The organism is Ruegeria sp. CF4, from assembly GCF_056537345.1.
Window position 1 is genome coordinate 239,802 of the sequence record NZ_JBQFRJ010000002.1, and the last position, 25,594, is coordinate 265,395.

General features: G+C 59.7%; 29 protein-coding genes. 13 read left to right on the plus strand and 16 right to left on the minus strand.

Annotation, left to right across the window (positions count from 1 at the left end):
- Positions 1-20 precede the first annotated feature (20 nt).
- Positions 21-449 carry a large conductance mechanosensitive channel protein MscL gene (mscL, locus tag ACR0NF_RS07865; RefSeq protein ID WP_480470979.1) on the plus strand — a complete coding sequence of 143 codons (429 nt, stop codon included), beginning with the start codon at positions 21-23 and terminating at the stop codon, positions 447-449.
- Between the two features lie 116 nt (positions 450-565).
- Positions 566-1,360 carry a mechanosensitive ion channel family protein gene (locus tag ACR0NF_RS07870; protein WP_480471925.1) on the plus strand — a complete coding sequence of 265 codons (795 nt, stop codon included), beginning with the start codon at positions 566-568 and terminating at the stop codon, positions 1,358-1,360.
- Between the two features lie 191 nt (positions 1,361-1,551).
- Here the strand turns inward: ACR0NF_RS07870 and ald are convergent, their stop codons facing one another.
- A complete protein-coding gene (ald, locus tag ACR0NF_RS07875) occupies positions 1,552-2,670 on the minus strand; it encodes an alanine dehydrogenase (protein WP_480470978.1) in 1,119 nt (372 codons plus the stop codon).
- Positions 2,671-2,805: 135 nt separating this feature from the next.
- Here ald and ACR0NF_RS07880 point away from each other — a divergent pair, with 135 nt between their 5' ends.
- Positions 2,806-3,264, plus strand: coding sequence for an Lrp/AsnC family transcriptional regulator (locus tag ACR0NF_RS07880; RefSeq protein ID WP_480470977.1), 459 nt, complete (start codon positions 2,806-2,808; stop codon positions 3,262-3,264).
- Positions 3,265-3,268: 4 nt separating this feature from the next.
- Here ACR0NF_RS07880 and ACR0NF_RS07885 read toward each other — a convergent pair whose 3' ends face one another.
- Entirely contained in the window at positions 3,269-4,108 is an 840-nt protein-coding gene (locus tag ACR0NF_RS07885; RefSeq protein ID WP_480778031.1) for a CPBP family intramembrane glutamic endopeptidase, read from the minus strand.
- 271 nt (positions 4,109-4,379) lie between these two features.
- Here ACR0NF_RS07885 and ppk2 point away from each other — a divergent pair, with 271 nt between their 5' ends.
- A complete protein-coding gene (gene ppk2 / locus ACR0NF_RS07890; protein WP_480470975.1) occupies positions 4,380-5,297 on the plus strand; it encodes a polyphosphate kinase 2 in 918 nt (305 codons plus the stop codon).
- Between the two features lie 51 nt (positions 5,298-5,348).
- Here ppk2 and ACR0NF_RS07895 read toward each other — a convergent pair whose 3' ends face one another.
- Together ACR0NF_RS07895 and rpsU are read right to left on the minus strand one after the other, a co-directional pair.
- Entirely contained in the window at positions 5,349-6,602 is a 1,254-nt protein-coding gene (locus ACR0NF_RS07895) for a CAP domain-containing protein (protein ID WP_480470974.1), read from the minus strand.
- Between the two features lie 275 nt (positions 6,603-6,877).
- Entirely contained in the window at positions 6,878-7,084 is a 207-nt protein-coding gene (gene rpsU, locus ACR0NF_RS07900; RefSeq protein ID WP_005614280.1) for a 30S ribosomal protein S21, read from the minus strand.
- A 111-nt stretch (positions 7,085-7,195) separates the two neighbouring features.
- Between rpsU and ACR0NF_RS07905 the strand changes: the two genes are divergently transcribed.
- Both ACR0NF_RS07905 and ACR0NF_RS07910 read left to right on the plus strand, forming a co-directional pair.
- Positions 7,196-7,888 carry a COQ9 family protein gene (locus tag ACR0NF_RS07905; RefSeq protein WP_480778032.1) on the plus strand — a complete coding sequence of 231 codons (693 nt, stop codon included), beginning with the start codon at positions 7,196-7,198 and terminating at the stop codon, positions 7,886-7,888.
- A gap of 72 nt (positions 7,889-7,960) precedes the next feature.
- A complete protein-coding gene (locus tag ACR0NF_RS07910) occupies positions 7,961-8,947 on the plus strand; it encodes an NAD(P)H-quinone oxidoreductase (RefSeq protein WP_480470972.1) in 987 nt (328 codons plus the stop codon).
- Between the two features lie 16 nt (positions 8,948-8,963).
- Here the strand turns inward: ACR0NF_RS07910 and ACR0NF_RS07915 are convergent, their stop codons facing one another.
- Entirely contained in the window at positions 8,964-9,821 is an 858-nt protein-coding gene (locus ACR0NF_RS07915; protein WP_480470971.1) for a DUF2189 domain-containing protein, read from the minus strand.
- A 198-nt stretch (positions 9,822-10,019) separates the two neighbouring features.
- Between ACR0NF_RS07915 and ACR0NF_RS07920 the strand changes: the two genes are divergently transcribed.
- On the plus strand, positions 10,020-11,003 hold the full coding sequence (locus tag ACR0NF_RS07920) for a quinone oxidoreductase family protein (RefSeq protein WP_480470970.1): 984 nt from the start codon (positions 10,020-10,022) through the stop codon (positions 11,001-11,003).
- A gap of 42 nt (positions 11,004-11,045) precedes the next feature.
- Here ACR0NF_RS07920 and ACR0NF_RS07925 read toward each other — a convergent pair whose 3' ends face one another.
- The 10 genes from ACR0NF_RS07925 to ACR0NF_RS07970 form a co-directional block, all read right to left on the minus strand.
- Positions 11,046-11,579, minus strand: a complete 534-nt coding sequence (locus tag ACR0NF_RS07925; RefSeq protein WP_480659207.1) for an outer membrane protein — start codon at positions 11,577-11,579, stop codon at positions 11,046-11,048.
- Between the two features lie 260 nt (positions 11,580-11,839).
- On the minus strand, positions 11,840-12,316 hold the full coding sequence (locus tag ACR0NF_RS07930; protein ID WP_480778033.1) for a YHS domain-containing (seleno)protein: 477 nt from the start codon (positions 12,314-12,316) through the stop codon (positions 11,840-11,842).
- 171 nt (positions 12,317-12,487) lie between these two features.
- Positions 12,488-12,763 (minus strand): hypothetical protein, encoded by a 276-nt coding sequence (locus tag ACR0NF_RS07935; RefSeq protein ID WP_480778034.1) that lies wholly within the window; start codon positions 12,761-12,763, stop codon positions 12,488-12,490.
- On the minus strand, positions 12,760-13,365 hold the full coding sequence (plsY, locus tag ACR0NF_RS07940; RefSeq protein ID WP_480778035.1) for a glycerol-3-phosphate 1-O-acyltransferase PlsY: 606 nt from the start codon (positions 13,363-13,365) through the stop codon (positions 12,760-12,762). The genes ACR0NF_RS07935 and plsY overlap by 4 nt, the downstream gene beginning before the upstream one ends.
- A complete protein-coding gene (pyrC, locus tag ACR0NF_RS07945; protein WP_480778036.1) occupies positions 13,365-14,645 on the minus strand; it encodes a dihydroorotase in 1,281 nt (426 codons plus the stop codon). Before pyrC ends, plsY begins: the two co-directional genes overlap by 1 nt.
- Positions 14,642-15,094, minus strand: coding sequence for a hypothetical protein (locus ACR0NF_RS07950; RefSeq protein WP_480778037.1), 453 nt, complete (start codon positions 15,092-15,094; stop codon positions 14,642-14,644). The genes pyrC and ACR0NF_RS07950 overlap by 4 nt, the downstream gene beginning before the upstream one ends.
- Complete coding sequence (locus ACR0NF_RS07955; protein ID WP_480659215.1) at positions 15,091-15,477, minus strand: hypothetical protein; 387 nt, start codon at positions 15,475-15,477, stop codon at positions 15,091-15,093. The genes ACR0NF_RS07950 and ACR0NF_RS07955 overlap by 4 nt, the downstream gene beginning before the upstream one ends.
- Positions 15,462-15,980 (minus strand): hypothetical protein, encoded by a 519-nt coding sequence (locus ACR0NF_RS07960; protein ID WP_480659216.1) that lies wholly within the window; start codon positions 15,978-15,980, stop codon positions 15,462-15,464. Before ACR0NF_RS07960 ends, ACR0NF_RS07955 begins: the two co-directional genes overlap by 16 nt.
- Positions 15,977-16,912, minus strand: coding sequence for an aspartate carbamoyltransferase catalytic subunit (locus tag ACR0NF_RS07965; RefSeq protein WP_480659217.1), 936 nt, complete (start codon positions 16,910-16,912; stop codon positions 15,977-15,979). Before ACR0NF_RS07965 ends, ACR0NF_RS07960 begins: the two co-directional genes overlap by 4 nt.
- 59 nt (positions 16,913-16,971) lie before the next feature.
- A complete protein-coding gene (locus ACR0NF_RS07970) occupies positions 16,972-17,586 on the minus strand; it encodes a scavenger receptor class F, member 2 (RefSeq protein WP_480778038.1) in 615 nt (204 codons plus the stop codon).
- Between the two features lie 85 nt (positions 17,587-17,671).
- Between ACR0NF_RS07970 and ACR0NF_RS07975 the strand changes: the two genes are divergently transcribed.
- The 6 genes from ACR0NF_RS07975 to ACR0NF_RS08000 all read left to right on the plus strand — a co-directional run bounded on the left by ACR0NF_RS07975 (position 17,672) and on the right by ACR0NF_RS08000 (position 25,177).
- A complete protein-coding gene (locus ACR0NF_RS07975) occupies positions 17,672-18,445 on the plus strand; it encodes a uracil-DNA glycosylase (protein WP_480471924.1) in 774 nt (257 codons plus the stop codon).
- Positions 18,442-19,041 carry a metallophosphoesterase family protein gene (locus ACR0NF_RS07980; protein WP_480778039.1) on the plus strand — a complete coding sequence of 200 codons (600 nt, stop codon included), beginning with the start codon at positions 18,442-18,444 and terminating at the stop codon, positions 19,039-19,041. Before ACR0NF_RS07975 ends, ACR0NF_RS07980 begins: the two co-directional genes overlap by 4 nt.
- Positions 19,038-19,658: a LysE family translocator gene (locus tag ACR0NF_RS07985; protein WP_480470959.1), complete on the plus strand. Its 621-nt coding sequence runs from the start codon at positions 19,038-19,040 to the stop codon at positions 19,656-19,658. Before ACR0NF_RS07980 ends, ACR0NF_RS07985 begins: the two co-directional genes overlap by 4 nt.
- 6 nt (positions 19,659-19,664) lie before the next feature.
- Positions 19,665-20,207 (plus strand): molybdenum cofactor biosynthesis protein B, encoded by a 543-nt coding sequence (gene moaB, locus ACR0NF_RS07990; protein ID WP_480470958.1) that lies wholly within the window; start codon positions 19,665-19,667, stop codon positions 20,205-20,207.
- A gap of 105 nt (positions 20,208-20,312) precedes the next feature.
- Positions 20,313-21,770 (plus strand): efflux RND transporter periplasmic adaptor subunit, encoded by a 1,458-nt coding sequence (locus ACR0NF_RS07995; protein ID WP_480470957.1) that lies wholly within the window; start codon positions 20,313-20,315, stop codon positions 21,768-21,770.
- Positions 21,771-21,775: 5 nt separating this feature from the next.
- Positions 21,776-25,177: an efflux RND transporter permease subunit gene (locus ACR0NF_RS08000; RefSeq protein ID WP_480778040.1), complete on the plus strand. Its 3,402-nt coding sequence runs from the start codon at positions 21,776-21,778 to the stop codon at positions 25,175-25,177.
- Here ACR0NF_RS08000 and ACR0NF_RS08005 read toward each other — a convergent pair.
- A complete protein-coding gene (locus ACR0NF_RS08005) occupies positions 25,144-25,593 on the minus strand; it encodes an NUDIX hydrolase (protein ID WP_480667316.1) in 450 nt (149 codons plus the stop codon). The two genes, ACR0NF_RS08000 and ACR0NF_RS08005, sit on opposite strands and share 34 nt — an antisense overlap.
- Between the last annotated feature and the right edge of the window lies 1 nt (position 25,594).

The following is a 25,594-nucleotide window of genomic DNA, read 5'->3' on the forward strand; positions in this document are numbered from 1 at the left end:
ACCACCGAAGAGAGGGAAACATGATTCAGGAATTCAAGACGTTTATTGCCAAGGGCAATGTCATGGATATGGCTGTCGGTATCATCATCGGCGCGGCGTTTACCGCAATTGTCACATCTCTGGTGGGCGACCTGATCAACCCGCTCATCGGTCTGTTCACCGGCGGTATCGACTTTACCAACAATTATGCTGTTCTGGCCGGTGAAGTAGCCGAAGGTGCAAGCCTAGAAGCTGCCCGCGAAACCGGTGCATCGGTCTTTGCCTATGGCGCGTTCATCATGGCGATCATCAACTTCCTGATCATAGCGTGGGTCGTGTTCCTGCTGGTGAAAATGGTCAACCGGATCAAGGACGCCGCTGCGGCCGAAGAAGAGGCGGCCGAAGAGGCACCCGCAGGCCCCAGCGAGCTGGACATCCTGGTGGAAATCCGCGACGCACTCAAGAAGTAAACCCTGCCAATTGTGCGGGTTGTGGCCTCGCCGGTTTGGCGAGGCCACATTTTATGAAATGACTGAAAGAAGGAAAGGCCAGAATGGATCAGACGATCGAAATGGCGAACCAAGCCATGGGTATGGCAAATGGCTATCTGCCGATATTGTTGAACGCGGGCAAGGCCCTGATCGTTCTCATTTTGGGCTGGATCATGGCCGGGATGATCTCGGGTGTTGTGCGCCGCCGCATCAACAAGACGCCTCAGATTGATCCAACGCTGGGCAACTTTGCTGCCAGCATGATCAAATGGGCCATTCTGGCCATGGTTCTGGTTGCCGTGCTGGGCATTTTCGGGATCGAGGCCACCAGCATCGTCGCCATTCTGGGTGCGGCGTCGCTGGCTATCGGTCTGGCGCTGCAAGGTACGCTCAGTGATCTGGCAGCCGGGGTGATGCTGGTGGTGTTCCGCCCCTACAAGCTTGGTCAATATGTGGATGTCGGTGGTACCGCGGGTACGGTGAAGGACCTGAACCTGTTCACCACTGAACTGGTGACGCCGGATAACGTTCAGATCATCGTCCCGAACGGTCAGGCCTGGGGATCTGTGATCACCAACTTTTCTGCGCATGACACGCGCCGGGTCGATCTGGTGTTTGGCATCGACTATGGCGACAGTGCAGATGAAGCGATGAATATCATTCTGGATGTGGCTAAGGCGGATGCGCGGGTTATGGGCGACCCCGAACCATGGGTGCGGGTCACCAACCTGGGGGACAGTTCGGTGGATCTGACGACCCGCGTCTGGTGTGCGGCTGCGGATTACTGGGATGTGAAGTTTGAGCTTACCAAAGCGGTCAAAGAAGCATTCGACGCGAAGGGTGTTTCGATCCCCTATCCGCATTCGGTGGAGATCCACAAAGAGGGCTGAGCCCTCCCACCCGTCGAGCGGGCATTGGAAATGCCCTCCTCCGGTTGGGCCAAGCGCCGCGCATTCTGCGCGGCGCTTTCGTTTTTTTGCTAAGGTTTCAACTAGCGCTGCCGCGCCGCGCAACAAGCGCGGCGCCTAGCCCAACGCTGTAAAGCACTCTCGTCAGAGAGCGCTTTCAGCGGAGGGAGGGTTTATGATTTGATCACAAGGCTGGGGGCGACCACATCGATGCCCAGCGCTTTGCCCACCGCGTAATAGGTCAGTTGACCGGCATGCACGTTCAGACCGGCCAGCAAATGCGGATCGTCCTGGCAAGCCTGTTTCCAGCCCTTGTCCGCCAGCGACAACATGAACGGCATCGTTGCGTTGCCCAGCGCGATGGTCGAGGTGCGTGCGACCGCGCCTGGCATGTTGGCGACGCAATAGTGCATGATGCCGTCGACGTCATAGATCGGATCGGCGTGGGTGGTCGCTTTCGATGTCTCGAAGCAGCCGCCTTGATCAATCGCCACATCTACCAGAACCGCACCGGGTTTCATGGTCGAGAGCTGCTCTCGCGTGATCAGCTTTGGTGCTGCAGCGCCGGGGATCAGGACCGCACCGATTACCATATCGGCGTCCTGGATCAATTCAGCAGTGGCGCCTGCGGTCGAATACTGGTTCTTGAAACGGCCGCCAAACACGTCATCCAGATAACGCAGGCGCGGCAGAGAGCGGTCCAGTACAGTGACATCTGCACCCATACCCGCAGCGATTTGGGCTGCGTGAGTACCTACAACGCCACCGCCGATCACCACCACTTTGGCAGGGCCAACGCCGGGGACGCCACCCATCAGAACGCCGCGCCCGCCATTGGCTTTCTGAAGGGTCCACGATCCGACCTGAGGGGCCAGCCGTCCCGCGACCTCGGACATCGGGGCCAGCAAGGGTAGGCCGCCGCTGGAATCCGTCACGGTTTCATAAGCAATCGCGGTGCAGCCGGAGGCCAGCAGGTCATGAGTTTGATCCGGATCGGGTGCAAGGTGCAGATAGGTGAACAGCAACTGACCTTCGCGCAGCATTTTGCGCTCGACGGCTTGTGGCTCTTTGACCTTGACGATCATGTCAGCCGTTGCAAACACCTCTTCTGCCGTGTCTACGATGCGCGCGCCTGCGGCCAAATAGGCATCGTTGTCAAAGCCCGAGCCCATCCCGGCACCAGTTTCGATGATCACTTCGTGACCGCGTGCCACTGCTTCCTGTGCGGCATTCGGGGTCATGCCGACGCGGAATTCCTGAGGTTTGATTTCCTTGGGGCAGCCGATTTTCATGAGAGACTCCGTTTATAAACTGCCTAAATTATGGGCAATTTGCAGCGCAATTTTTGTGAAACCCCGCTTGCTAATTGTTGAAACTGTGGGAAATTATCCGAAGAATTTCTTCATATACGCGATGGATGTGCGCAAATGACATTGGATGCAACAGATCGAAAGATTCTCGCAGCGCTGCAGCGCAAAGGCAGAATGTCGAATGCGGAGCTTTCGGAACAGGCAAACCTTTCGCCGTCAGCCTGTCACCGCCGCGTGCAGCGGCTTGAGGCCGATGGGTACATCAAGGATTACGTGGCCCTGCTGGATGCGCGCAAATTGAACGTACCAACAACCGTCTTTGTCGAGATCACTTTGCAAGGACAGGCAGAAGAAGTTCTGGAGGCGTTTGAAAAGGCCGTCGCACGGATACCGGACGTCCTGGAATGCCACCTGATGGCGGGCACCGCAGATTATATCCTGAAGGTTGTTGCCGAAAACACGGAAGATTTCGCGCGTATTCACCGTCAATTCCTGTCGCGCCTGCCGGGCGTGGCGCAGATGCAAAGCTCGTTCGCGCTTAGGACGGTATTCAAGACAACCGCTCTGCCAGTTTGAGGGGTCAAGCTGGGCCGGGATAAGTGAACAGCAGCAAGTGGGTCAGGTTGAAGCCGAGATGCATCAGCACAGGCACCCAAAGGCGACCCGTTGCGAAATAGCCAAGACCGCAGGCGAGCCCGAGTACGGCTGCGAATAAGACCAACACCGCACCACCCGCTGCGTGGGCAAGGCCGAACAGCAGGCTGGCCGTCACAATGCCTGCCAATGGTCCGAACCGGTTGGTCATCGCAGATTGAAGATAGCCACGAAAGAACGCCTCTTCCGTCAGGCAGGTCAGGAACAGATTGGACAACGCGAATATTAGCCACCACTCGGGCAGGCCGGGTTCCGGGTTCACTGCGCCGGATACCAGGCCTGCGGTCAGCAATATGGGCAGCAACACCAGCCCAACGAGCAGTGGTGCGAATTTGACGACGTGCTTTGCGTTCAGCATCGCAGGCCACGCCAACACCACGGCAAAGAAGATCATTGGCTTGTCCAGATTGACATACATCGTGAACAGGCTGCTTTCGGGTCCCGCCTGCACTTGATCAAGAACCAGCGGGTTGCGCACACCGGGCAACAGATGCGAGGCCAGCGCCAGGCACCAGCCGATTAGAATGAGGTGACCAAATACCAGCGGCGCGCCCTTGAGACGGGGGAGCTGAGCGGCCCCCAGCAGGCCCAAAAGGATGATCAGTGCTGCATCCCAAGATACAAGCCCGCGCAACAGAACAGTTGCTCCGAATGCTGCAAGCAGGATGAGCGCGATGTTGCGACTGCCGAACAGCATCCCAATCTGGGCAGCAATCAGAAACAGCCAGGGCCAAAGTACAGGCAGCAGAGGCAGAAGATGGCTCACGACAGACTCCGTTCGTACCAATCCTAGATGCGGAAGTTGGGGGTCGAAAGGCAAGTGCTGATATTCCAGGCAGTCGCGCCAGAATTGCGGCATTCTCTGGTGTTGCGGCAATTCAGACGCTTGTAACCCGAACAAGACCGCGCCAGTATTCCTGATCCGGAGACCTCGTAAACGTCCGCCGCGTTTATTAGACGATCACAGCGGGCGATGACATCCGCCGGTTACACAGCCCTGATATTGTCCGGTCCCGGTGAATGATAAGGAGCAGACCTTGGCCTACGAAAACGATCGCGCCCCCAAAGACTGGCTTGAAGCCGAACTCGAAGACACGCTGGACGAAGATTTTGAAATTGAATTCAGCGAACCCATGCTCTCGATGGAAGTGCGCAAGATCTATAAGGACCAGCACCCCGACATGCTGGACCGCAAGGTGTATTTCCGCAACCTGTTGCGTCTGCAGGCCGAGCTGATCAAGGTGCAGGACTGGGTGGTGCATACCGGGGCAAAGGTCTGCATTCTGTTCGAGGGGCGCGACAGCGCGGGCAAGGGGGGTGTGATCAAGCGGATCACCCAGCGTCTGAACCCGCGTGTGGCTCGTGTCGTGGCCCTACCGGCGCCCAGTCGCCGTGAGCAGAGTCAGTGGTATTTCCAACGCTATGTGCCGCATCTGCCGGCGGCGGGTGAGATCGTGTTGTTCGACCGCTCCTGGTACAACCGCGCCGGTGTCGAGCGGGTGATGGGATTTGCCAACGAAGATCAGGTCGAGCAGTTCTTTCAAGACGTTCCCGAATTCGAACGTATGTTGGTGCGGTCGGGGATCATCCTGTTGAAATACTGGTTCTCGATCACCGACGAAGAGCAGCAGTTGCGATTCCTGATGCGCATCCACGACCCGATGAAACAGTGGAAGTTGTCGCCCATGGACCTTGAATCCCGTATCCGATGGGAGGCCTATACGAAGGCAAAGGAAGACATGTTCTTCCGCACCAACATCTCGGAGGCCCCGTGGTACATTGTCGAAGGCAACGACAAGAAACGCGAACGCCTGAACTGTATCGAACACCTGCTGACGAAGATCCCTTATGACGACGTTCCGCAGGAAAAAGTGAACCTACCCGATCGGCGCTATAACCCGGAATACGAACGGCGCATTCTGCCGGACGAGCTGCACGTGCCGAAGATTTACTGAGGGCATAAAAGTGGCGCGGGAGAACTGATCCCCCGCGCCTGAATTGTGACATTAGCCGAAATCGAACGCGCAGTTCATTTCGTAGGTGAAGACGTTGCAGAAATCGTCCGTCGTATCCTCAAACGCGGTTTCGACGGTCTCGGTGACGTCTTCGAACATGTCCGCGCCGGGCACGAAGTCAAAATCATCAAGCTCGGGCGTCTTGGCCTGCTGTACCGGGGCCCAGTCGAACTGATCGAAACGGGCCTGAAGCGCGTTTACGAAAGATTCGATCTCGGCCAGGAAAGCCGCCACATCGAAGCAAGCCATATCGGGCATATCATCTTCGACGCTGTCGGTGTCAGGCGTTTCCGGCTCTGGCTCTTCGACTTCCGTGACATCGGTCTCAGGAACTGCGGGTTCCTCATTTTCTTCATCGATGGGATCCTCGACTTCGGTCACGTCGGTTTCCGGGGTTTCCGGTTCAGGCTCATCGACCTCTTCCACCGGGGCATCGGGCTCTGGCTCTTCAACCTCGGTCACGTCAGTTTCGGGGGTCTCATCTGACGGCTCTTCGGTTTCAGTCACATCCGTGTCCGGGGTCTCATCTGACGGTTCTTCGGTCTCGGTTACATCTGTGTCCGGGGTTTCATCCGAAGGTTCTTCCGTCTCGGTCACGTCGGTATCCGGCGTCTCGTCCACGGGGTCTTCTGTTTCTGTAACGTCGGTCTCCGGTGTTTCGACCACCGGCTCCTCGGTCTCAGTGACATCGGTTGCGGGTGTTTCGGGTTCAGGCGGAGTGACAACCTCTTCCTCGGGCTCGGCCACTTCGTCGACCGGCGGGGTTACGGGTGGGGTCGTGCCGTCCGTATCCAGCATGACTTCGGCCTGAGTGGTGGCGAAGTTCTGGGTAACCATGACCGCGTCAAAGCCCCGCATGTCACCGGTTTCGATCCCGATGCCGATATATTTGAAATCGGGATTCAGGATGTTGGCACGGTGGCCGGGGCTGTTCATAAGGTTTTCGTGCAGCTGGGCCACATCATCGCTGATGCCCGGCGCGCCGCGTTCCGATTGCCACGCGATGTTCTCGCCAGTGCGCCAACTGCCCGATAGATCGAACCCCGCCGCCTGCATGCGCTGCGTTGCGGATGAACCACCCGCTCCCGTGTGGCTGAAGCGGTCGGTATCCAGCATCCAGGCGCTGTGGTCCTCGGATGATTCATTCAATTGAGTCTCAAGTTGCAGGGGGTCTAACCCGCGGGATGTGCGCTCTTGGTTAATCAGCGCCAGCATTTCCCGCTCGACCGTGCTTGCTGTCGACATCAGTGCCTCCGTTTTGTTGTGTCTGAGTGGACGGGCTCAGATAGCGGGGAGGTGAAGACAGTTGATAGGGGCGCAGTCCGAATGAGCGTTTTTCGGCGAAGGAATGCAACTGCACCGCGATTCGATGCGCTGCAATATGCCGACTGTGGAAGACGTGGCCAAATCGGCAAGTTACCGCGTCTAAGCGGTGCGTCACCTGTCCTGAAACGACAAACCCCCGGGCGAAGCCTCGGGGGTCGTCAAATAGTGTCATCCAAAGCTGGACGAGGAAAGTCTTAGAGCAGACCTTCGCGCTGGGCTTTCTTGCGTGCCAGTTTACGGGCACGACGAATCGCTTCAGCTTTCTCACGCGCTTTTTTCTCGGACGGTTTCTCGAAATGTTGCTTCAGCTTCATTTCACGGAACACGCCTTCGCGCTGCAGCTTTTTCTTCAGGGCACGAAGCGCCTGATCGACGTTATTGTCGCGAACACTAACCTGCATGTGGTTGTCACCACCTTTCTAGATAGAGTTGCAAGGAAATTGCAGGAAGTGGCCGTATAGCAAAGCGGGCCTAACTTGTCTAGTACTGGACCCGCAGACCGGAGACCTGACATGACCGCCACTTATGAAGACATCAAAGAACAGCTTTTGGACGCTATGCTGAACCATGTGCCGTTCGACGGTTGGTCCGAAACCAGCTTTCGCGCGGCGATTGCCGATTGCGACCTGGATGCGGGACTGGCCCATGCAATCTGCCCGCGCGGCGCCGTTGATCTGGCGCTGGCCTTTCACGCGCGCGGTGACCAAGCGATGCTGGAGCGGATCAAGACCGAGGATCTGAGCGAGCTGAAGTTTCGCGACAAGATTGCCGCCGCCGTCCGATTCCGTCTGCAAGCGGTCGACGACAAAGAGGCCGTGCGGCGTGGTATGACGCTGTTTGCATTGCCGATCTACGCCGCAGACGGGGCCAAGGCGATCTGGGGTACCTGCGATCTGATCTGGGACGCATTGGGCGACAGCTCGGATGACGTAAACTGGTACACCAAACGCGCGACTTTGTCGGGCGTGTATTCCTCGACCCTGCTGTATTGGCTTGGCGATGACAGCCCGGGCTATCAAGCGACATGGGAATTCCTTGATCGGCGGATCGAAGGAGTGATGCAGTTCGAAAAGCTCAAGGCGCAGGTGAATGGCAATCCGCTTTTGAAACCGTTCCTGGCCGTACCCAATTGGCTGGCCGGTCAGGTGAAGGCTCCGGTGAAGATGCCCGATAACCTGCCCGGTTCGCTGTCATCCGGAAAATAGTCGCAGCGCTTTCACTTGCTGCTGGGCCTCTGCGCTACTGCCTGCTAGGCAATAGGCAAAGGAGATATGTCCATGACCCAGACAATGCGTGCTGTCGAAATCACCCAACCCGGTGGTCCGGATGTTTTGCAGGTGACTGAACGCCCCATTCCGAAACCCGCCGAGGGTCAGGTGATTCTGAAGGTGGCCTATGCCGGGGTGAACCGTCCGGACGCGCTGCAGCGGGCCGGGGCCTATGATCCGCCGCCGGGGGCAAGCGATCTTCCGGGTCTGGAAGCTTCGGGCGAGGTGGTTGCAATGGGCTCGGGCGTCGAAGGTCTGGCCGTGGGCGATCAGGTCTGCGCGCTGTTGCCGGGCGGTGGCTATGCCGAATACGTCGCCACGCCCGCCGCGCATTGCCTGCCGGTGCCTGCGGGCATGGGTTTGAAAGAAGCGGCCTGCCTGCCTGAGACCTTCTTTACCGTCTGGTCCAACGTATTCACGCGCGGTGGGTTGAAAGCAGGGGAACGTTTTCTGGTCCATGGTGGTTCCAGCGGGATCGGAACGACCGCAATTCAGTTGGCCAACGCATTTGGCGCTCGGGTCTTTGCAACGGCTGGCTCGGCTGAGAAATGCGAGGCTTGCCTTAAGCTTGGGGCGGAAAAGGCAATCAATTATCGCGATGAGGATTTCGTGGCTGCGATGCGCGCAGAAGGTGGCGCGAATCTGATCCTAGACATGGTGGGGGGTGATTACATCCCGCGCAACGTCAAGGCTCTGGCCGAGGATGGGCGGCTGGTTCAGATCGCCTTTCTGCAAGGCCCTGTAGTCGAGCTGAATTTTGCCCTGATGATGGTCAAGCGACTGACCCTGACCGGCAGCACCCTGCGCCCGCAAAGCGATCTGGCCAAGGCGCGTATTGCGCAGGATCTGCGTGAGGCCGTCTGGCCCTTGCTTGAGGCGGGGAAGGTCGGCCCGGTGATGGATTCCGAGTTTGAGCTGGCCGACGCCGCAGCCGCGCATGCGCGGATGGAAAGCTCAGGCCATATCGGCAAGATCGTCCTCAAGGTTGCTGACTGATCTGGCCTCCGGGTGGTCAGGCGACCGCCCGGCGATACAGGTGCCATGTGGCGTGGCCGAGGATTGGCATCACGACGATCAGCCCCAACAGCATCGGGATTGCGCCCAGTACCAACATGGCCGCTACGATTGCGCCCCATGTCAGGATCACGCGCGGATTGTGTCGCAGCACGCGGACAGAGGTTACGACGGCCACCGGCACGCCCACCTTCTTGTCCAGAAGCAACGGAAAGCTGACCACGCTGAGCGCCAGCGCGATCAACGCGAAGATAAAGCCCGTTGTCGTTCCGACCAGAATCATCGCCCAACCTGCGCTGGTGGTGAAGATGTCGGTCACGAAACTCGTAATCGAAGCTGGAGGCTCAGGCCCGAGCGTTTGCGCATAGATGCTCTGCGCGACCATCAGCCAAATCAGCAACAGCATGACCAGATAGAACCCCAGCGCCAGAATTGCACCGAATGAGGGCGAGCGGAAAACACCAAACGCATCAAGCCAATGGACCTCGCCGCCCTGTTCCCGCTTGCGACTGATTTCATACAGACCAACGGCCGCGACAGGTCCGACCAGCGCAAAGCCCGCAATCAGTGGGGCCAGCAAAGGCACCATGTCTTTGTTGAGCCCGATTCCGAACATCAAAAGCCCGGCTATCGGGTAGATCAGGATCACAAAAACCGCATCTGCGCGGGTTTGCAAAAAGTCCTCATACCCCGCCTTCAGACAGGCGCGCAGATCCTGCAGGGTCAGCGTGTGCACAACCGGCATTGCACTGGTATCCGCGCTGCCGATTTCGCTGACCGATTCCGCCATATGGTCGCCGGTTGCCCGCATCTGACGGGCGACCCAGCTAACTGGATTTCCGATTGTCTTGTCCATGATCATCCCCTTCCCTGGCATGGATATGCGGCGGGATGCATCCGGTGAGACGTGCGGTCGTGACCGGATCACCCGGCTACGTCTGGAGATAGTATAGCATATTTTGCAAAAACTTGCCCGATCAACCCTGCGCGACCGCAAGGATTGCCCTGTCGCACAGGCGTGTTAGCTTTGTTTCAAAAGGAAACGGAGGCATTCATGCAGCAAACAGCACGCACAGTCGTCATTCACGAAACCGGCGGACCCGAGGTCCTGCGGATCGAGGATCGCCCGTTGGGTGAGCCGGGCCCCGGCGAGGTGCGCATTCGACATCACGCCTGCGGTTTGAACTTCATCGATGTGTATCAACGCAGCGGGCTTTATCCGCTGGAATTGCCTCACGCTTTGGGTATGGAAGCGGCGGGTGTGGTCGAAGCTGTTGGCGAAGGTGTCACCCATCTTGTACCCGGCCAGCGCGCCGCCTATGCCGCAGGACCATCCGGAGCCTATTCCGAGGCACGCGTGATGCCTGCCGCGCAGGTCTGTCCGCTGCCCGAGAGTATCTCGTTCCGCTCTGCCGCCGCGATGATGCTGAAGGGCATGACGGTAGAATATCTGTTCCATCGTACGACACCGTTGAAGCGCGGCGATACGGTGCTGTTCCACGCTGCTGCCGGGGGTGTGGGTCTGATCGCCTGCCAATGGGCGAAATCCGAGGGGATCACGCTGATCGGCACCGCCGGGACAGATGAGAAATGTAGCCTTGCACAGTTCAACGGGGCCGCACATTGCATCAACTACCGGACCGAGGATTTTGAGCAGCGCGTCGCCGAAATCACCGGCGGCAAGGGTGTTGATGTCGTTATGGATTCAATTGGCGCGGATACGTTCGAGGGGTCTCTGAACTGCCTCAAACCGCTGGGCATGATGATCTCGTTCGGTAATGCGTCGGGGCCGGTTCCGGCTTTCGATCTGGGAATGCTGGCGCAAAGGGGATCGCTAAAGATCACCCGTCCGACACTGTTCACCCATATTGCCGACCATTCCGTTTGTCAGGCGATGGCGCGTAGGTTGTTTGGCAAGGTGGAAGGGCGCGAGGTCAAGATCCATGTGGACCAGCAATTCCCGCTGGATCAGGTTGCCGATGCCCACCGCGCGCTTGAGGCGCGCCAGACCACCGGCAGTACGGTTCTGGAACCGTAGGGGGCTGAGCCCGGCTTGTGCGCCGGGCTCCATAGTCTGACCTCAGAACCGATAGGCAACGCGAATTTGGAACGTGGTGGCGTCGACATCCACTCCGGATGAATTGAAGTCATCAAACTCGTGGTACAGCAACTCACCACCGACGCTGATATTCGGGGCCACGATCTGTTCATAGCCGGCGCCAATGAACCAACCGTTGTCGCTGCCCAGCGTATCGGTATCCGCATCGGCATAGCCCGCGGTCCCATAAAGCAGCCCTTGCGGGTTCACCTTGTAGCCCGCGCGTGCCTTGATGCGCCAGACGTTCTCGACCGTGGCCGCACCTGACAGGTCCACATCGGTCCAGTCATAGTCGAAGCCACCACCAACAACCCAGTCGCCCAGATCGTAATCGTAACCCAGAACGATACCGCCGATCAGGCCATCCCCGTTCACGCCGGACAGGTTGGTATCGATATCGGCATACCCCAACTGCGCACCGCCGTAAAATCCGGTCCAGTTGCCCGAGGCTTGCGCCATTGCTGATCCCGCCGCCAGAGTCGCGACAGTCGTGAAAATCGCCAGTTTACCTGTCATTCTTTATCCTTTCGCTCAGAACCCGGCCGCAGCATGTCATCGCGTGGCCATATCGATAGATACGGTCCGACCCTCGGGCCGGATCATTGAATATTCTGCTATTCCGAACAGTGTGCGCATGGCCTGCTTGCCTGGCAGCGCTGGCCCGTTGCCATCGGGCGCTTATCTGCTGGATCAGATAGGTCCCGAGCAGAGGGTCTTCAAACGACAAACGGCGGCGGATACGATCCGCCGCCGATGCACTGGATTTAATCAGCGGATTACTGCTCTTGCAGTTCCGCAGGGGTCTTGTGAGCGATGTCTTTCCAGTTGGCGTCGGCGCGCTCGTTGAAGCCGGGGATGTCGCCTTCCCAGCGTTCCTGAATGTCGGCCGACAGGTTCAGATACAGTTTGTTGTCAACGATCTTCCAGTAGTTCGGGTCACCGTCGAACTTGAAGCCCATCGCGGTGCCGAACGCGCAGTAGCCGCCATATGCAGGCAAGTATGCTTCTGGGTTTTCTTCAAAGGCTACTTTGTTTTCTTCCGAAGCAAAGCGGTACAGCGCGTCGTTGTGCAACGCGGTGATTTTGTAGCTGCCTTTGGTGGCTTCACCGACAGTGAAATAGGCAACCGGGTCATAACCCTGCAGCGCCAGACCGGTCGAGCTTGCGTTCAGTTCTACGCCAGCGGCCAGGGCCGTGCTTGCAACTGCAACAGACAGTGCAACACCGCCGATGAGGGATTTGAACTTGTTCATTGTGTTCACCTTTCGTGAATAGGCTCGCGTTCGAGCAACTGAATTTTGCTCCGGCGAACCGGATTTGTTTTTGCGAAGCCCGTAATTGGCCGTCACATCATCCAATTGGGAGGTGCCCTGTTCACGTTCAAAGCAATCAATTGTGATTGTGCATGCGCGAATAGCGCCTGTTCATTCGCGCACGTCAGGGACCAGCGCGAGAACGAAGGCCGCCACCTTTTCGGCAGGCATTTCGCAGGGACGCAACAGTGCCCCACTGTTGCGTGTCAGATAGAGGTTCAGGCTGATATAGTCCGGTCCGCCAAGCTCGTGCGCCACCAGTTTGTGCGACTTTCCACGCGCCATGATCTGGTGAGACACGACATAGCGCCGGTTGTCGGCGATCCCGGTGAATGTGCCTGTCGGCAGATTGGCCAGAGCGTTTGCGACGCGCTCCGACTGGGTCACGATTTGCCGATTTTGGGCTCGGTCCCGGCCTTGATCCGGGCCAGATTGGCGCTGTGCCGCCAGTAGACCAGCAGGGTCAGCACGATCCCCAGAATGAATGTGCTGCCATCGGTCAGCACCATGATCCACGTTGTTGACAGCGCCGCGGCAGCCAGGGCGCCAACTGACGAAATGCGCCAGATCGCGGCGGCCACCAGCCAGGTTGCGCAGCAGGCAAGGCCGACGCGCCAGTCCAGCGCCAGCCAGATGCCCAGAAACGTGGCGACTCCCTTACCGCCCCTGAAGCTCAGCCAGACCGGAAAGCAATGGCCGAGGAACGCCATCAGGGCTGCGATCTGCGCGGCGTCTTCTCCGACCATTGCCCGCGCCAGCAGTACCGCGACCGCCCCCTTGGCTGCATCCAGCAGTAGTGTCAGCGCCGCAGCCGCCTTATTGCCGGTCCGTAGCACATTCGTCGCGCCGATATTGCCCGACCCGATATTACGCAGATTGCCCAGCCCCATCACCTTGGCGATGACCATTCCAAACGGGATCGATCCCATCAGGTAGCCCAGAACCGCCCACAGGATCAGCTGGATCATTGTGCTGTCGAAAAGGGGCATCAGGCTCTCCGGTAGACTTCGTTTCCGGCCACATAGGTTGCGGTGACCTTACCCTGCATACGCTGGTCGTCAAATGGAGTGTTCTGCGATTTGGATTTCAACGCAAACCGATCCAGCACAAAAGGCACATCCGGATCGAACAACACCAGATCGGCGGGCGCACCCTCGGCCAGTCGGCCACTTTCCAGACCCAACCGTTTCGCCGGGTTCAACGCCATGGCGCGGAACAGGGTCGGCAGGTTCAGCTGTTCGGAATGATACAGGCGCAACGCTGCGGGCAGTAGCGTTTCCAGTGCGACCGCGCCCGAGGCTGCCTCTTCAAACGGCAGGCGTTTGCTTTCCTCGTCCTGCGGGGTGTGCATCGAACTGATCGTGTCGATCAAACCGCTCCGCACCGCCTCGATCACGGCCTGCCGGTCATCTTCCGACCGCAGCGGAGGCTTCACCTTGAAGAAGGTGCGATAGTCGGCCACGTCCAACTCATTCAGCGTCAGATGGTGGATCGAGGTCCCGGCGGTGATGTCCAGCCCGTTCCGCTTGGCGCGTTCGAGCGCAGGCAGTGCGCGGGCAGTGGTGATCTGATCGGCATGGTAGGCCGCGCCTGTCATCTCCAGCAGAGCGATATCGCGGTCAAGCCCCATGCGTTCGGCCATGGGCGACACAGCAGGCAAACCGCGCAGCGCCGCGAACTTGCCGCTGGTTGCCGCCGCACCGCTGCTGAGTCCCGGCTCTTGCGGATGCGCAATCACCAGTGCGCCGCAGGACTTCGCATAAGTCAGGGCGCGCGAGAACACCTTGGTATTGGTTATGACATGGTCGCAATCGGTAAAGGCCACGGCGCCTGCGTCCTGCAGAAAACCGATCTCGGTCATCTCGCGCCCCTCGCGCCCCTTGGTCAGGGCGGCCATCTGCAACACATTGACGGGCGCATCCGCCTGCGCGCGCCGGGTCGCGAATTCCAGCGTCTCGGGCGTGTCGACCGAAGGCAGCGTATCGGGGCGGGTGACGATGGTGGTCACCCCTCCGGCAGCCGCCGCGAGACCAGCGGATTTGTAGCTTTCCTTGTGCCGCTCGCCGGGTTCGCAGACCTTGACGCCGATATCGACGATACCGGGGGCGAGGCATTGCCCGCCGCAGTCAATCACCTGCGCGTCCGTGGTCGGAGCATCGCCCTCACCACGCGCAACGATCCGGCCATCGATGACCTGCAACCAACCGGTGCTGTCTGTACCCGCCTCGGGATCAATCAGGCGAGCGTTGGTAAAAACTAAAGATGTCATGTGGAGGCCTCGCGGGCTTGGTGCAGCGCCTTCATAGCGGCATCGGGGTCAGCAAGATGATCAAATGAAAAAAACGGGTTCCGGTTGAATAAGATAGCGCGGCGTCCGGTTCGGAAGTTGAGAAACTGATCGATCTTCAAGTTTTTGGTCTTTAGCTCTTTGTTGAGTACCCACGCATTGTGCGAGGTTACTACATACATGCGTTGTGCCCGAACAAAACGGTCTGCCCACATCGTGACAGGCAAGATCAAAGTGCCGCAGATGAGTTTCCAGAAGTCTCTAACTGTGTCAAATATCCAAGGGCTGGCAAGCCACAAAGCAGTTAACCCGAGAAGCCCAGCTTTGTAGGCCCAACCGTATCGGGGTGGGAAAAACCCTTGATCCGGTTGCCCAAACCACAGAACTTCTTCAGTTTCAGGTATGCTTTTGCGCCACCACTCGTCACTCATGCCATGGCCCTTTCGATTGCGGCTTTGGTGGTTGCGGGATCTGCTTGATACTTGATCAGGTGCTTGTCGCCGCCCTTGGTGACGATCTGGACGAAACTGCCCATCGTGTTGACGACCTCAATCTGGTTCAACGCCACTTTGCGCGGACCGGGGCCGGTGAGGGTGGTGTCCGTCATCTCCCAAGTGGCGGTCAGCTCTTCCGAGGCCAGATACCACGCGCGGAAGCCGATCGCGGCTAGACCCGCAGGCGCGCCGGTCCAGACGTATGGATTGCCGATCAGCCAGAGCACCACCATTGCGCCTGCCATCGCAAGGGCGGCCAGCCAGGTATTGGTGCGGATATAAGCACCTTTGTCTGGGGTGAAGATCACAGGATCAGCCACAAGGCACCTCCGATGACAATCAGGATCAGCAAAGCAATGATTGAGGAGCCGAAGCGGCGCGGTGTGTCATCGGTCGGCATGGTCTGTGGGGCCGAGAATGGCTTGGCGCTTTCGGTCTCAATTGTGCCGCCGGTCCAGTTGGTCGCCTCTTCGGTGAAGAGTCCTATCAGATGCAGGCGGGGGTCAGGTGAAAGTGTGGCCGACCGGCCGCCGAATGCGGCACTGCGCAAGACCATTACCCAGCCTTCAATGGCCTCCAACCTCGGGCGGTCCAACTGGTCTTCGGAAACGCCACAGCCTTCGCTGAGATAGCCATAGAGTCCGAGGTCTTCGAGGTCGGATACCGGAAAGATATCGATCTGTTCAGGGTCCAGCCCTTTGACGCCCAGCACCTGATCGACAGCCCCCGGTTCACGCAGGAATTTCGCCTCTTCCGGGCGCATGTCCAGCGAGAACAGGCGGATCACGCCACGTTCGTGGGGGGCAATGGTCAGATTGCTCATGCGGCTTCTCGCATATTGCGCGCCAGCAGATCCATGGCAGCCATGCGGACGGCGACGCCCATCTCGACCTGTTCCTGAATGACGGACCGGTTGATGTCATCTGCCAGCGTACCGTCGATCTCGACCCCGCGGTTCATGGGGCCGGGGTGCATGACGATGGCATCGGGTGTGGCCAGCGCCAGCTTTGCAGCATTCAGACCGTAGCGGTGATAGTATTCGCGTTCCGAGGGGATGAAGCCGCCGTCCATCCGTTCCTTCTGAAGACGCAGCATCATCACGACGTCGACGTCTTTCAGCCCCTCATTCATGTCGTCGTAGATCTCAGCCCCAAACTCAGCGAACTGAGACGGCACCAGCGTCGGCGGGCCAATCAGTCGGATGCGGTTCTCCATCTTGCCCAACAGGATCAGGTTCGAGCGTGCCACGCGGGAATGCGCCACGTCTCCGCAGATCGCGATGTTCAGCCGGTGCAGACGGCCCTTGGCCCGGCGGATGGTCAGCGCGTCCAGCAAGGCTTGCGTCGGGTGTTCATGCCGCCCATCGCCCGCATTCAGCACGGCGCAGTTTACCTTCTGCGCCAGCAGGTCCACTGCCCCGGAATGGGGGTGCCGCACCACCAGCAGATCGGGATGCATCGCGTTCAGCGTCATCGCCGTATCAATCAGCGTCTCGCCTTTTTTGATCGAGCTTGCCTGCATCGCCATGTTCATCACATCCGCGCCCAGACGCTTGCCCGCCAGTTCAAAACTGGCTTGCGTGCGGGTAGAATTCTCAAAGAACATGTTGATCTGCGTCAGCCCCGACAGCACATCCGAATGCTTGGTCGATTGCCGGTTCAGATCGACATAGGTTTCAGCCAGATCGAGGATAGCGGTGATATCGGATTGCGACAGATGCTCGATGCCAAGAAGGTGACGATGGGCGAAACGCATGGGCGGGCTCCTGTCTGACAATCGGACCGCTTATAGGAAGCCACGCGGGCAGAGGCAACCTAAGGTTCCGACCCTTCGGGCAGTTTCTCGCATCCGCCTTCAGGCAGGCATTGCTCGCCGGGTTTGCACCATTTGCCATAGCCGCAATCGATAGCCTTGATCGGCACGCAGCCCTGATGGGCCGAGCATTTGAAGCCGGGGCGGCATTGCGAACCGGTTTCCTCGCACAAAAACCAGCCGGGGCGCGAGCATCCACCGCCGGGCAGGCACGAGGAACCTGACTCACAGGTGCGCCCATCCGCGCAGGTCGTGGCTGGTGCGGGATCGATATCCGGAGTGATGCGCTCACATTCGCCGCGCCCGTTGCAGAAGCTGCCGCCCGGGCAATCCAGACGTGAAGTACATTTATTCGCCCCCGCTGGGGCACAACGGGTTCCCCCTGCCACGCAGCGCTCGAACGGGCCGCAGGTACGACCGCCACCGCAATAAGTGTGACCTGGGGGAATACAGCGGCCATCGAAACTGCAGCGTTGGCCAGCAGGGCAACAATTGCGACCGCATTGCAGTTGGCCGGCGCGGCACTGCCCCTGCCGGTCGTGAAAGCTCGCCTGCGCAGGGTCGCTGGCGAGGGTCAGCAACAGTCCGATCAGAAGGATTCGTAGGATCAAGAGCATGAATAACCGTATGGTCGACCTCAGAAGGGGCTGTGGCAAGGTCTATTCGCTTTCCCTCGATCAAAAGCTGGTTAGATTGAGAGCTATGGAATCGGGCTTGGACTATCATACCGCGCGGGCGCTGCTGGAGTGGCAGATTGAGCTGGGCGCAACTGACGCGATCGCGGATGCGCCGATCGATCGCTATGGGCTGCCGGACAAAGCGCCCAAGGCCAAAAAGCCCGCCTCAGTGAAGTCAACTGCGCCATCCGAGGCACCCGAAAAGGTTGATCCTGCAGAGGTTGCGCAGCACGCAGCGAAAGCCGCCGGGACGCTGACCGAATTGCGCGCTGCGATGGAGTCCTTCGGGTTGTGCGACCTGAAACGCGGCGCGCGGCAGTTGGTGTTCGCTGACGGCACGCCTGGCGCGCGGGTGATGATCATCGGCGAGGCACCCGGGCGCGATGAAGATCGCGAGGGCAAGCCCTTTGTCGGACGCGCCGGGCAGTTGCTGGACCGGATGCTGGCCGCGATTGATCTGGACAGGCGTGAGAACGTTTATATCACCAATGTGCTGCCGTGGCGGCCGCCGCAGAACCGAGATCCCAAGCCGGAAGAGATCGGCATGATGAAGCCGTTTCTGGAACGCCATGTGGCGCTGGCCAAGCCCGAGGTTCTGGTGGTGATGGGCAATATCAGCTGTCAGGCGGTGCTGGGCAAACGCGGCATCACCCGTCTGCGCGGCAACTGGGATCAGGCGCTGGGCCTGCCGGTGATCCCGATGTTTCACCCCGCCTACCTGCTGCGGCAACCGCAGATGAAGCGGCAGGCCTGGGCTGATCTGCTGGAACTGAAAGCGCGGCTGGGGGCCGGGGCATGAGGGTTCTGGCGTTTTCTGACCTGCACATGGCGCGCAACCGGGCCGCGGATCTGGTCGCCGCCAGCGCCGAGGCCGATCTGGTCATCGGGGCCGGAGATTTCTGCAATGGACGACGCGGGTTGGATGAGGCGATGGATATGCTTTCAGGTATCGCCGCGCCGCTGGTTCTGGTGCCCGGCAATGCCGAAAGCGCCGAGGAACTGACCGCCGCCGCACCCGACGGTGCACATGTTCTGCACGGAACGGGCATGACCCTTGATGGTTTGCGCCTGTTTGGTCTGGGTTATGGCGTGCCCGTGACCCCATTTGGCGACTGGTCTTGTGATCTGACCGAAGCGGAGGCAGCAGAGCTGCTGAATCGTTGCGAAGCCACAGATGTCCTTATCGTGCATTCTCCGCCCAAGGGGCATGGCGATACCACTTCGCAAGGCCTGTCCGTGGGATCGGTTTCTGTGCTGGACGCAATTGAACGGCTTCAACCAACTCATGTCTTTTGCGGGCATATCCATGACAGCTGGGGCTATCGCGGCACGATCGGGCGCAGCCAGATCGCCAACCTGGGCCCCAAAATACATTGGTTCGAGGTGAACACATGATCGAAACGGTCACCCTTTTGGCCTTCATTCCGGCCGCGCTGGCGCTGAATTTCACACCCGGCGCAGATATGATGTTTTGTTTCGGTCAGGGCTTGCGCGCGGGTCCGCGTCCGGCGCTTGCCGCAAGTGCTGGGGTCGCTGTGGGTGGCATGGTACACGTCCTGATTGCTGGTCTCGGCCTTGGCGCTGCAGTCGCGACGCTGCCGTGGCTGTTCGATGTGATCCGCTGGATGGGCGTTGCTTATCTGCTCTATCTCGCGTGGGGGGCGATCCGGAAGGGGGCGGTTTCGGGCGACGCCCCAAGTAAACCGAAGCATTTCGCGTTTCGCGACGGGATGATTGTGAACCTTACCAACCCCAAGGTGATCCTGTTCGTGCTGGCCTTCATCCCGCAATTCGTAAACCCAGCGCTGGGCTCGGTTCTGGTGCAGTTCCTGATCCTCGGTGCCATTATCGCGCTGGGCGGTTTTGTGGTGAATGGCCTGGTGGGTCTGTTTGCCGGTGGCGCCGGACGGATGCTGATTTCTAACCCGCGCGCCTCGCGCATCATGGGCTGGGTAACGGGGGGGATTTTCACCGCCCTCGCCATCCGGCTTGCCATCATGGAAAGGGCCTGACGTCATATGTCACGCATTGACGAAAGCATGGAGTTCATTCCCGTCCGCATCGCTGTTCTGACCGTGTCAGACACCCGATCTCTGGCCGAAGACCGCTCAGGCCAGACGTTGGTGGATCGGATCGAGAAGGCGGGCCATTCGGTGGCGGATCGCAAGATAATTCAGGATGAACGCGCCCAGATTTCCGACCAATTGCGTAAATGGATCGCGGACCCTGAAATCGACGTTGTGATCTCGACCGGCGGCACGGGTCTCACGGGTCGTGACGTGACGGTTGAGGCACATCGGGACGTCTACGAAAAAGAGATTGAGGCCTTTGGCACTGTCTTCACCATCGTGTCGATGGAAAAGATCGGAACGTCGGCGGTGCAATCCCGCGCCACGGGTGGCGTGGCGGGCGGGACATACCTGTTTGCACTGCCGGGCAGCCCGGGCGCGTGCAAGGACGCATGGGACGCGATTCTCGAGAAACAGTTCGATTATCGCCACCGGCCCTGCAATTTCGTGGAAATAATGCCCAGATTGGACGAACATCTGCGACGGAAGTAGACTGGTTCTGCGTTCAACGCATCATAACCGCTTTGTGGCTTGGCATTTTTTACGACCCGGCTACCTTTGCGGAAGGCAGCATGTGCGACCCGAGGTAAGTGACCGATGCGATTTCTGCGGCAAAGCCTTGTTGGGGTGTTCCTGGCGTTTCTGACGCTGGGCCTGTTGATTGTTGCCGCGCAGATGATCTCGGGCGCGGTGCAGGATGTGCTAACCAAAGACAAGCAGGCCCCGGAGGCGCGGGAACGTATCTTCGCCGTGAGTGTCCGCACCGCCGAGCCGGAAACCGTCACGCCTTATCTGGAAGCATTCGGACAGATTCAAAGCCGCCGCCGGTTGGAGCTGCGGGCGGCATTGGGCGGGCGCGTTGTGTCACTGGCCGAAGATTTCGAAGACGGCGGCACCGTGACCGCTGGCGAGCTGCTGGTCGAGCTTGACCCGGCCGATATGCAATCGGCATTAGACCGCGCAAAATCCGATCTTCTGGATGCCCAGTTTGAAGAGCGGGATGCCGAACGCTCTCTGCTGCTGGCGCAGGACGAGTTGAAATCAGCAGAAGCGCAGGCTGAACTGCGCGACCGGGCGCTGCAGCGTCAACAGGACCTGCAGACTCGCGGCGTCGGCGCAGCTGCCAGCGTCGAAGAGGCGGAACTGGCCGCAACATCTGCTCATCAGGCGGTTCTGGCGCGCCGGATTGCATTGGCGCAAGCCGAATCTCGGGTGGATCAGGCGACCACTCTTTTCGCCCGCGCCCGCATTGCTCTGGAAGGGGCCGAACGCGATTTGGAGGATATGTCGATCCATGCCGGATTCGATGGGACGCTGACCGAAGTCACGCTGGTCGAAGGGCGTCTGGTAGCGGCCAACGAAAAACTGGCTGAACTGGTGGACCCCAACGCGCTTGAGGTCGCTTTCCGTGTCTCAACTGCCCAGTTCGTGCGCCTGCTTGATGCCGAGGGTGATCTGATCTCCGCTCCGGTCACAGTCTCGCTTGAGGTCACTGGCACCGATCTGACCGCCAGAGGCCGGATCAGCCGGGACAGCGGTGCCGCGGGTGAAGGGCAGACGGGGCGGTTGATATACGCCCGTCTCGACGATGCGCCCGGCTTCAAGCCGGGGGATTTCGTCACCGTTTCGATCGAGGAACAACCGCTCGACAATGTTGTACGTCTGCCATCCTCGGTTCTGGATGCTGCGGGCAATGTGTTGGTGCTTGGTCCGGATGACCGGCTGGAACCGTTGGCCGTACAATTGATCCGCCGTCAGGGCGATGAAGTGTTGCTGCGTGGCGACGGTCTGGAAGGTCGGGAAGTGGTGATTGGCCGGACCCCATTGCTGGGCTCGGGCGTACGGGTGCGGCCCCTGCGGATTGAGGCGAGCGCCGAAGCTGACCCGCGCATGGTTGAGCTTTCGGATGAAAAGCGCGCCCAGCTTGTCGCGCAGGTCGAAGCCAGCGATGCGATGTCACAGGAAGACAAGGCGCAAATGCTGGGTCAGCTGAGTGAGGCGAAGGTGCCCGCCGCCCTCGTGCGCCGTCTTGATGACAATCGGGCCGGGGGCTAGGCGCTATGATCCGCGACATTCCCAACGCGGCGGGCGGTATCCTGAGTTATTTCACCCGGCACAGGACAGCGGCCAATCTGCTGCTGCTGGTCATGCTGGTGCTGGGTGTCGCAGCGATCCCCAACATGCGGGCACAATTCTTTCCCGACGTTATTCTTGAACGCGTCGATGTGGATGTCGAGTGGGAGGGCGCAGGTCCCGAAGATGTCGATAATGGCATCATCCAATTGCTGGAACCGGCGCTGCTGGCTGTTGAAGGCGTTGCGAGTACCGAATCCACCTCACGTGAAGGCTCGGCACGGGTTCGGCTGGAGTTCGAGCCGAACTGGGACATGTCCCGCGCGGTTGAGGAGGTGCGGACTGCCGTCGACAGCGTGACCAACTTGCCCGAAGATGCCGAAGAACCGACGATCCGGCGCGGGGCGTGGCGGGATCGCGTGACGGATGTGGTCATCACTGGCCCTATCGAGGCCGAGCAGCTGGCCAAGTTCACCGATGAGCTGATCAGCCGCCTGTTTGCCGTCGGTGTTACGCGCACCACGATCCGGGGTCTGGCCGCTCCGCGTGTGGTGGTCGAGGTGCCCACTGCGCAGCTGATTGCCAACGATATATCGCTCTCGGAGGTCGCCGAGGCGATTGCCGCCGAGGTCACGGCAAACCCTGCGGGTGATGTCACGGGCGCCAATGCGCGCATCCGGACCGGCATCGAGAAGCGTACCCCGGAAGAGATTGAAGGTATCGCTCTGCGTAACTTTGCCGATGGCTCAAAGCTGGTTGTTGGCGATGTGGCGCAGATCCGGGTCGAGGGCGTCACGCGCAATCGCAGCTATTTCGTGGGCGACAATCCGGCCATGTCGATCCGCGTTGACCGCTCGAATCTGGGTGATGCCATCGGTATTCAGCGCTCGGTCGAGGATGTGGTGGCCGAAATGCAGGCCAGCCTGCCCGAAGGCATCACGGTCGAGTTGATCCGCACGCGCGCGCAGGCAATCACCGACCGTCTGGATATTCTGGTGGACAATGGGCTGGTGGGCCTCGGGCTGGTGGTCTGCCTGCTCTTCCTGTTCCTCAACGCCCGCATCGCCTTTTGGGTGGCCGCAGGTATTCCGGTGGCGATGTCGGCGGCGATTGCGCTGATGTATCTGGGTGGGTTGTCGCTGAACATGGTGTCGCTGTTTGGTCTGATCATCACGCTGGGCATCGTGGTCGATGACGCCATTGTCGTGGGTGAGCACGCCGATTTCCGCGCCCGCCGTCTGGGTGAGGCCCCAATGATCGCCGCCGAACGCGCCGCCCGGCGCATGGCGATGCCGGTGTTTGCGGCAACCATTACAACGGTCATTGCTTTCTTCGGCCTGACCGCCATCGGTGGCCGGTTCGGAGAGCTGATCCGCGATATCCCCTTCACGGTCATTGCTGTCCTGATTGCTTCGTTGATCGAGTGCTTTCTGATTCTGCCGAACCATATGGCGCATGCCATAACACATTCGGCCAAGGAACATTGGTATGACTGGCCAAACCGCATCGTGAACAAGGGGTTCCGCTGGGTACGCGATCATCTGTTCCGTCCACTGGTCGCCTGGGTGGTCTGGGCGCGATATGTGGTGGTCGCGTTAATGGTGGTTATTCTGGCCAGCCAGATCGCGCTGTTCATCCGGGGCGACGTGAACTGGCGGTTCTTCAACGCGCCGGAACGCGGCTCAGTCACCGGTAATTTCATCATGGTCGAAGGTGCCACCCGCGCCGACACGCTGGAAATGATGCGCATGGTGCAGCAGGCCACCGAGGAACTGGGCCAGATCTACGAAGAGCGTCATGGCCGCAATCCCATCGAATATGTTCTGGCCGAGGTCGGCGGCTCTGCCGGGTACGGCCTGCGCGCGGCAGACGGCAAGGATGGTGATCTGCTGGGCGGTATCTCGATCGAATTGATCGACGCCGATCTGCGCCCCTATTCCAGCTTCGAGTTCGTGGGCGAGCTTCAGGATTTCGTGCCGCGCCACCCGAAGGTCGAATTGCTCAGCTTCCGCGGCTGGCGTTCGGGACCGGGCGGTGACGCGATCGATGTGGAGTTCTTTGGGGCGGATGTAAACACGCTGAAATCCGCGTCCGAGGACCTGCAGGCGGCATTGTCGAAATACCCTGAGGTCTCGGCCCTCGAGGATAATCTGGCCTATGACAAGGAAGAGTTCATTCTGGATCTGACCGCGCAAGGTCAGGCGCTGGGCTTCCGTATTGAGACGCTGGGCCGGGTGCTGCGAAACCGTCTGAACGGGATCGAGGCGGCCACCTTCCCCGACGGTCCACGCAGTGCCGAAATCCGGGTGGAACTGCCCGAAGGCGAGTTGACCGCTGACTTCCTTGAGCGCACGCTGATGCGGACGCCGGACGGGGTCTATGTGCCGCTGGCTGATATCGTATCAGTCGAACGGAAATCGGGGTTCTCGACCGTCCGGCGTGAAAACGGCCTGCGCGTGATCTCGGTGAATGGTGATATTTCCGAGGATGATCCGGCGCAGGCTGCCGAAATCGCACGCGCTATGCGCGAAGAGATTCTGCCCAACATTGCTGCCGAACGTCAGGTCGAATGGCGCATGGCCGGTCTGAGCGAGCAGGAGGACGAGTTCCTGTCCGAAGCGCGGACCGGGCTGATCCTGTGTCTGACCGGGATTTATCTGGTGCTGGCCTGGGTCTTTGCCAGCTGGACGCGACCTCTCGTGGTGATGGCGATTATCCCCTTTGGCCTCGTGGGTGCGATCTGGGGGCATTACCTGTGGGGCGTGCCGCTGAGCATGTTCACCGTCGTTGGACTGTTGGGCATGACCGGAATCATCATCAATGACTCGATCGTGTTGGTGACCACGATTGACGGATATCAACAGGAACGCGGGCTTGTGCCGTCGATAGTCGAAGGCACGGCTGACCGATTGCGGCCCGTGATGCTGACTACCCTGACCACAGTGCTGGGTTTGACGCCATTGATGTATGAAAGCTCACAGCAGGCGCAGTTCCTGAAACCGACGGTAATCACTCTGGTCTACGGGCTGGGCTTTGGCATGGTGCTGATCCTGTTGCTGGTGCCTGCGTTGCTGGCCATCCTAAACGACGTTTCGCGGCCCATGACGTCGATGCGACGTGCCTTGCGCGCGCCAGACAGGGTGGTGCGTATCGCTGTGCGCATAACAGGCGTTGCATTGGCGGTCTGGCTGGGCGCCTCGATGATCTGGCCCGCGGTGACAGGCACGCCTTTGGCGTTGCTTTCTGGATTCTATCCAGCTGCCGAAGGCCCAAGCGTTTTGCAGATGGGTTTTGGTGTCTTCGCGGTCGGAGCGGTGCTGATCCTGCTGTTGGGTGTGGTGTTGTCCAGCGTGCTCTATGCGCGCCTGTCTGAGCGGTCCGCTGCCTGATCGGTGGCCAAGGCAAGTTGCAGCAGGTCGGGCACCCGGTCGCTCATCGGAAGGTCCCCGGTCATAATCATTTCGACTGGAAACCACCGCGCATCCCGAGCGTCATCCGCTGCGACCGGCGTGCCCGACATATAGCTGCACGCCACACCAACCAGCAAGTAATGCGCCCGCACCTGCCCATCGCTATCGCGCAACAGCAGGTCGAGATTGTCGAGATAGGCCAGAGGCTCGGCGATAACGCCGGTTTCTTCCCGCAATTCACGGGTGGCGGCGTCCAGAACGGTTTCACCCCATTCCACATGGCCGCCGGGAAATCCCCAAAGACCCGCATCGGGTTGCTTGTTACGCTGCACCAACAGCACTTGATTGTCGTGTAGCACGACCGCCAAAGCACCGATCTTTGGGGTTTGGCTCATC

Coding starts and splice junctions, on each gene's coding strand:
- ACR0NF_RS07930 (WP_480778033.1), bottom strand. CDS start 12,316: ATGAACAAGTTCAAATCCCTCATCGGCGGTGTTGCACTGTCTGTTGCA.
- ACR0NF_RS08005 (WP_480667316.1), bottom strand. CDS start 25,593: ATGAGCCAAACCCCAAAGATCGGTGCTTTGGCGGTCGTGCTACACGAC.
- ACR0NF_RS07980 (WP_480778039.1), top strand. CDS start 18,442: ATGAGGGTTCTGGCGTTTTCTGACCTGCACATGGCGCGCAACCGGGCC.
- ACR0NF_RS08000 (WP_480778040.1), top strand. CDS start 21,776: ATGATCCGCGACATTCCCAACGCGGCGGGCGGTATCCTGAGTTATTTC.
- ACR0NF_RS07880 (WP_480470977.1), top strand. CDS start 2,806: ATGACATTGGATGCAACAGATCGAAAGATTCTCGCAGCGCTGCAGCGC.
- ACR0NF_RS07975 (WP_480471924.1), top strand. CDS start 17,672: ATGGAATCGGGCTTGGACTATCATACCGCGCGGGCGCTGCTGGAGTGG.
- rpsU (WP_005614280.1), bottom strand. CDS start 7,084: ATGCAGGTTAGTGTTCGCGACAATAACGTCGATCAGGCGCTTCGTGCC.
- ACR0NF_RS07985 (WP_480470959.1), top strand. CDS start 19,038: ATGATCGAAACGGTCACCCTTTTGGCCTTCATTCCGGCCGCGCTGGCG.
- ACR0NF_RS07905 (WP_480778032.1), top strand. CDS start 7,196: ATGACCGCCACTTATGAAGACATCAAAGAACAGCTTTTGGACGCTATG.
- ald (WP_480470978.1), bottom strand. CDS start 2,670: ATGAAAATCGGCTGCCCCAAGGAAATCAAACCTCAGGAATTCCGCGTC.
- ACR0NF_RS07950 (WP_480778037.1), bottom strand. CDS start 15,094: ATGAGTGACGAGTGGTGGCGCAAAAGCATACCTGAAACTGAAGAAGTT.
- ACR0NF_RS07895 (WP_480470974.1), bottom strand. CDS start 6,602: ATGTCGACAGCAAGCACGGTCGAGCGGGAAATGCTGGCGCTGATTAAC.
- ACR0NF_RS07965 (WP_480659217.1), bottom strand. CDS start 16,912: ATGCGTTTCGCCCATCGTCACCTTCTTGGCATCGAGCATCTGTCGCAA.
- ACR0NF_RS07870 (WP_480471925.1), top strand. CDS start 566: ATGGGTATGGCAAATGGCTATCTGCCGATATTGTTGAACGCGGGCAAG.
- ACR0NF_RS07970 (WP_480778038.1), bottom strand. CDS start 17,586: ATGCTCTTGATCCTACGAATCCTTCTGATCGGACTGTTGCTGACCCTC.
- ACR0NF_RS07915 (WP_480470971.1), bottom strand. CDS start 9,821: ATGGACAAGACAATCGGAAATCCAGTTAGCTGGGTCGCCCGTCAGATG.
- plsY (WP_480778035.1), bottom strand. CDS start 13,365: ATGCCCCTTTTCGACAGCACAATGATCCAGCTGATCCTGTGGGCGGTT.
- pyrC (WP_480778036.1), bottom strand. CDS start 14,645: ATGACATCTTTAGTTTTTACCAACGCTCGCCTGATTGATCCCGAGGCG.
- ACR0NF_RS07910 (WP_480470972.1), top strand. CDS start 7,961: ATGACCCAGACAATGCGTGCTGTCGAAATCACCCAACCCGGTGGTCCG.
- ACR0NF_RS07925 (WP_480659207.1), bottom strand. CDS start 11,579: ATGACAGGTAAACTGGCGATTTTCACGACTGTCGCGACTCTGGCGGCG.
- ACR0NF_RS07920 (WP_480470970.1), top strand. CDS start 10,020: ATGCAGCAAACAGCACGCACAGTCGTCATTCACGAAACCGGCGGACCC.
- moaB (WP_480470958.1), top strand. CDS start 19,665: ATGTCACGCATTGACGAAAGCATGGAGTTCATTCCCGTCCGCATCGCT.
- ACR0NF_RS07960 (WP_480659216.1), bottom strand. CDS start 15,980: ATGAGCAATCTGACCATTGCCCCCCACGAACGTGGCGTGATCCGCCTG.
- mscL (WP_480470979.1), top strand. CDS start 21: ATGATTCAGGAATTCAAGACGTTTATTGCCAAGGGCAATGTCATGGAT.
- ACR0NF_RS07995 (WP_480470957.1), top strand. CDS start 20,313: ATGCGATTTCTGCGGCAAAGCCTTGTTGGGGTGTTCCTGGCGTTTCTG.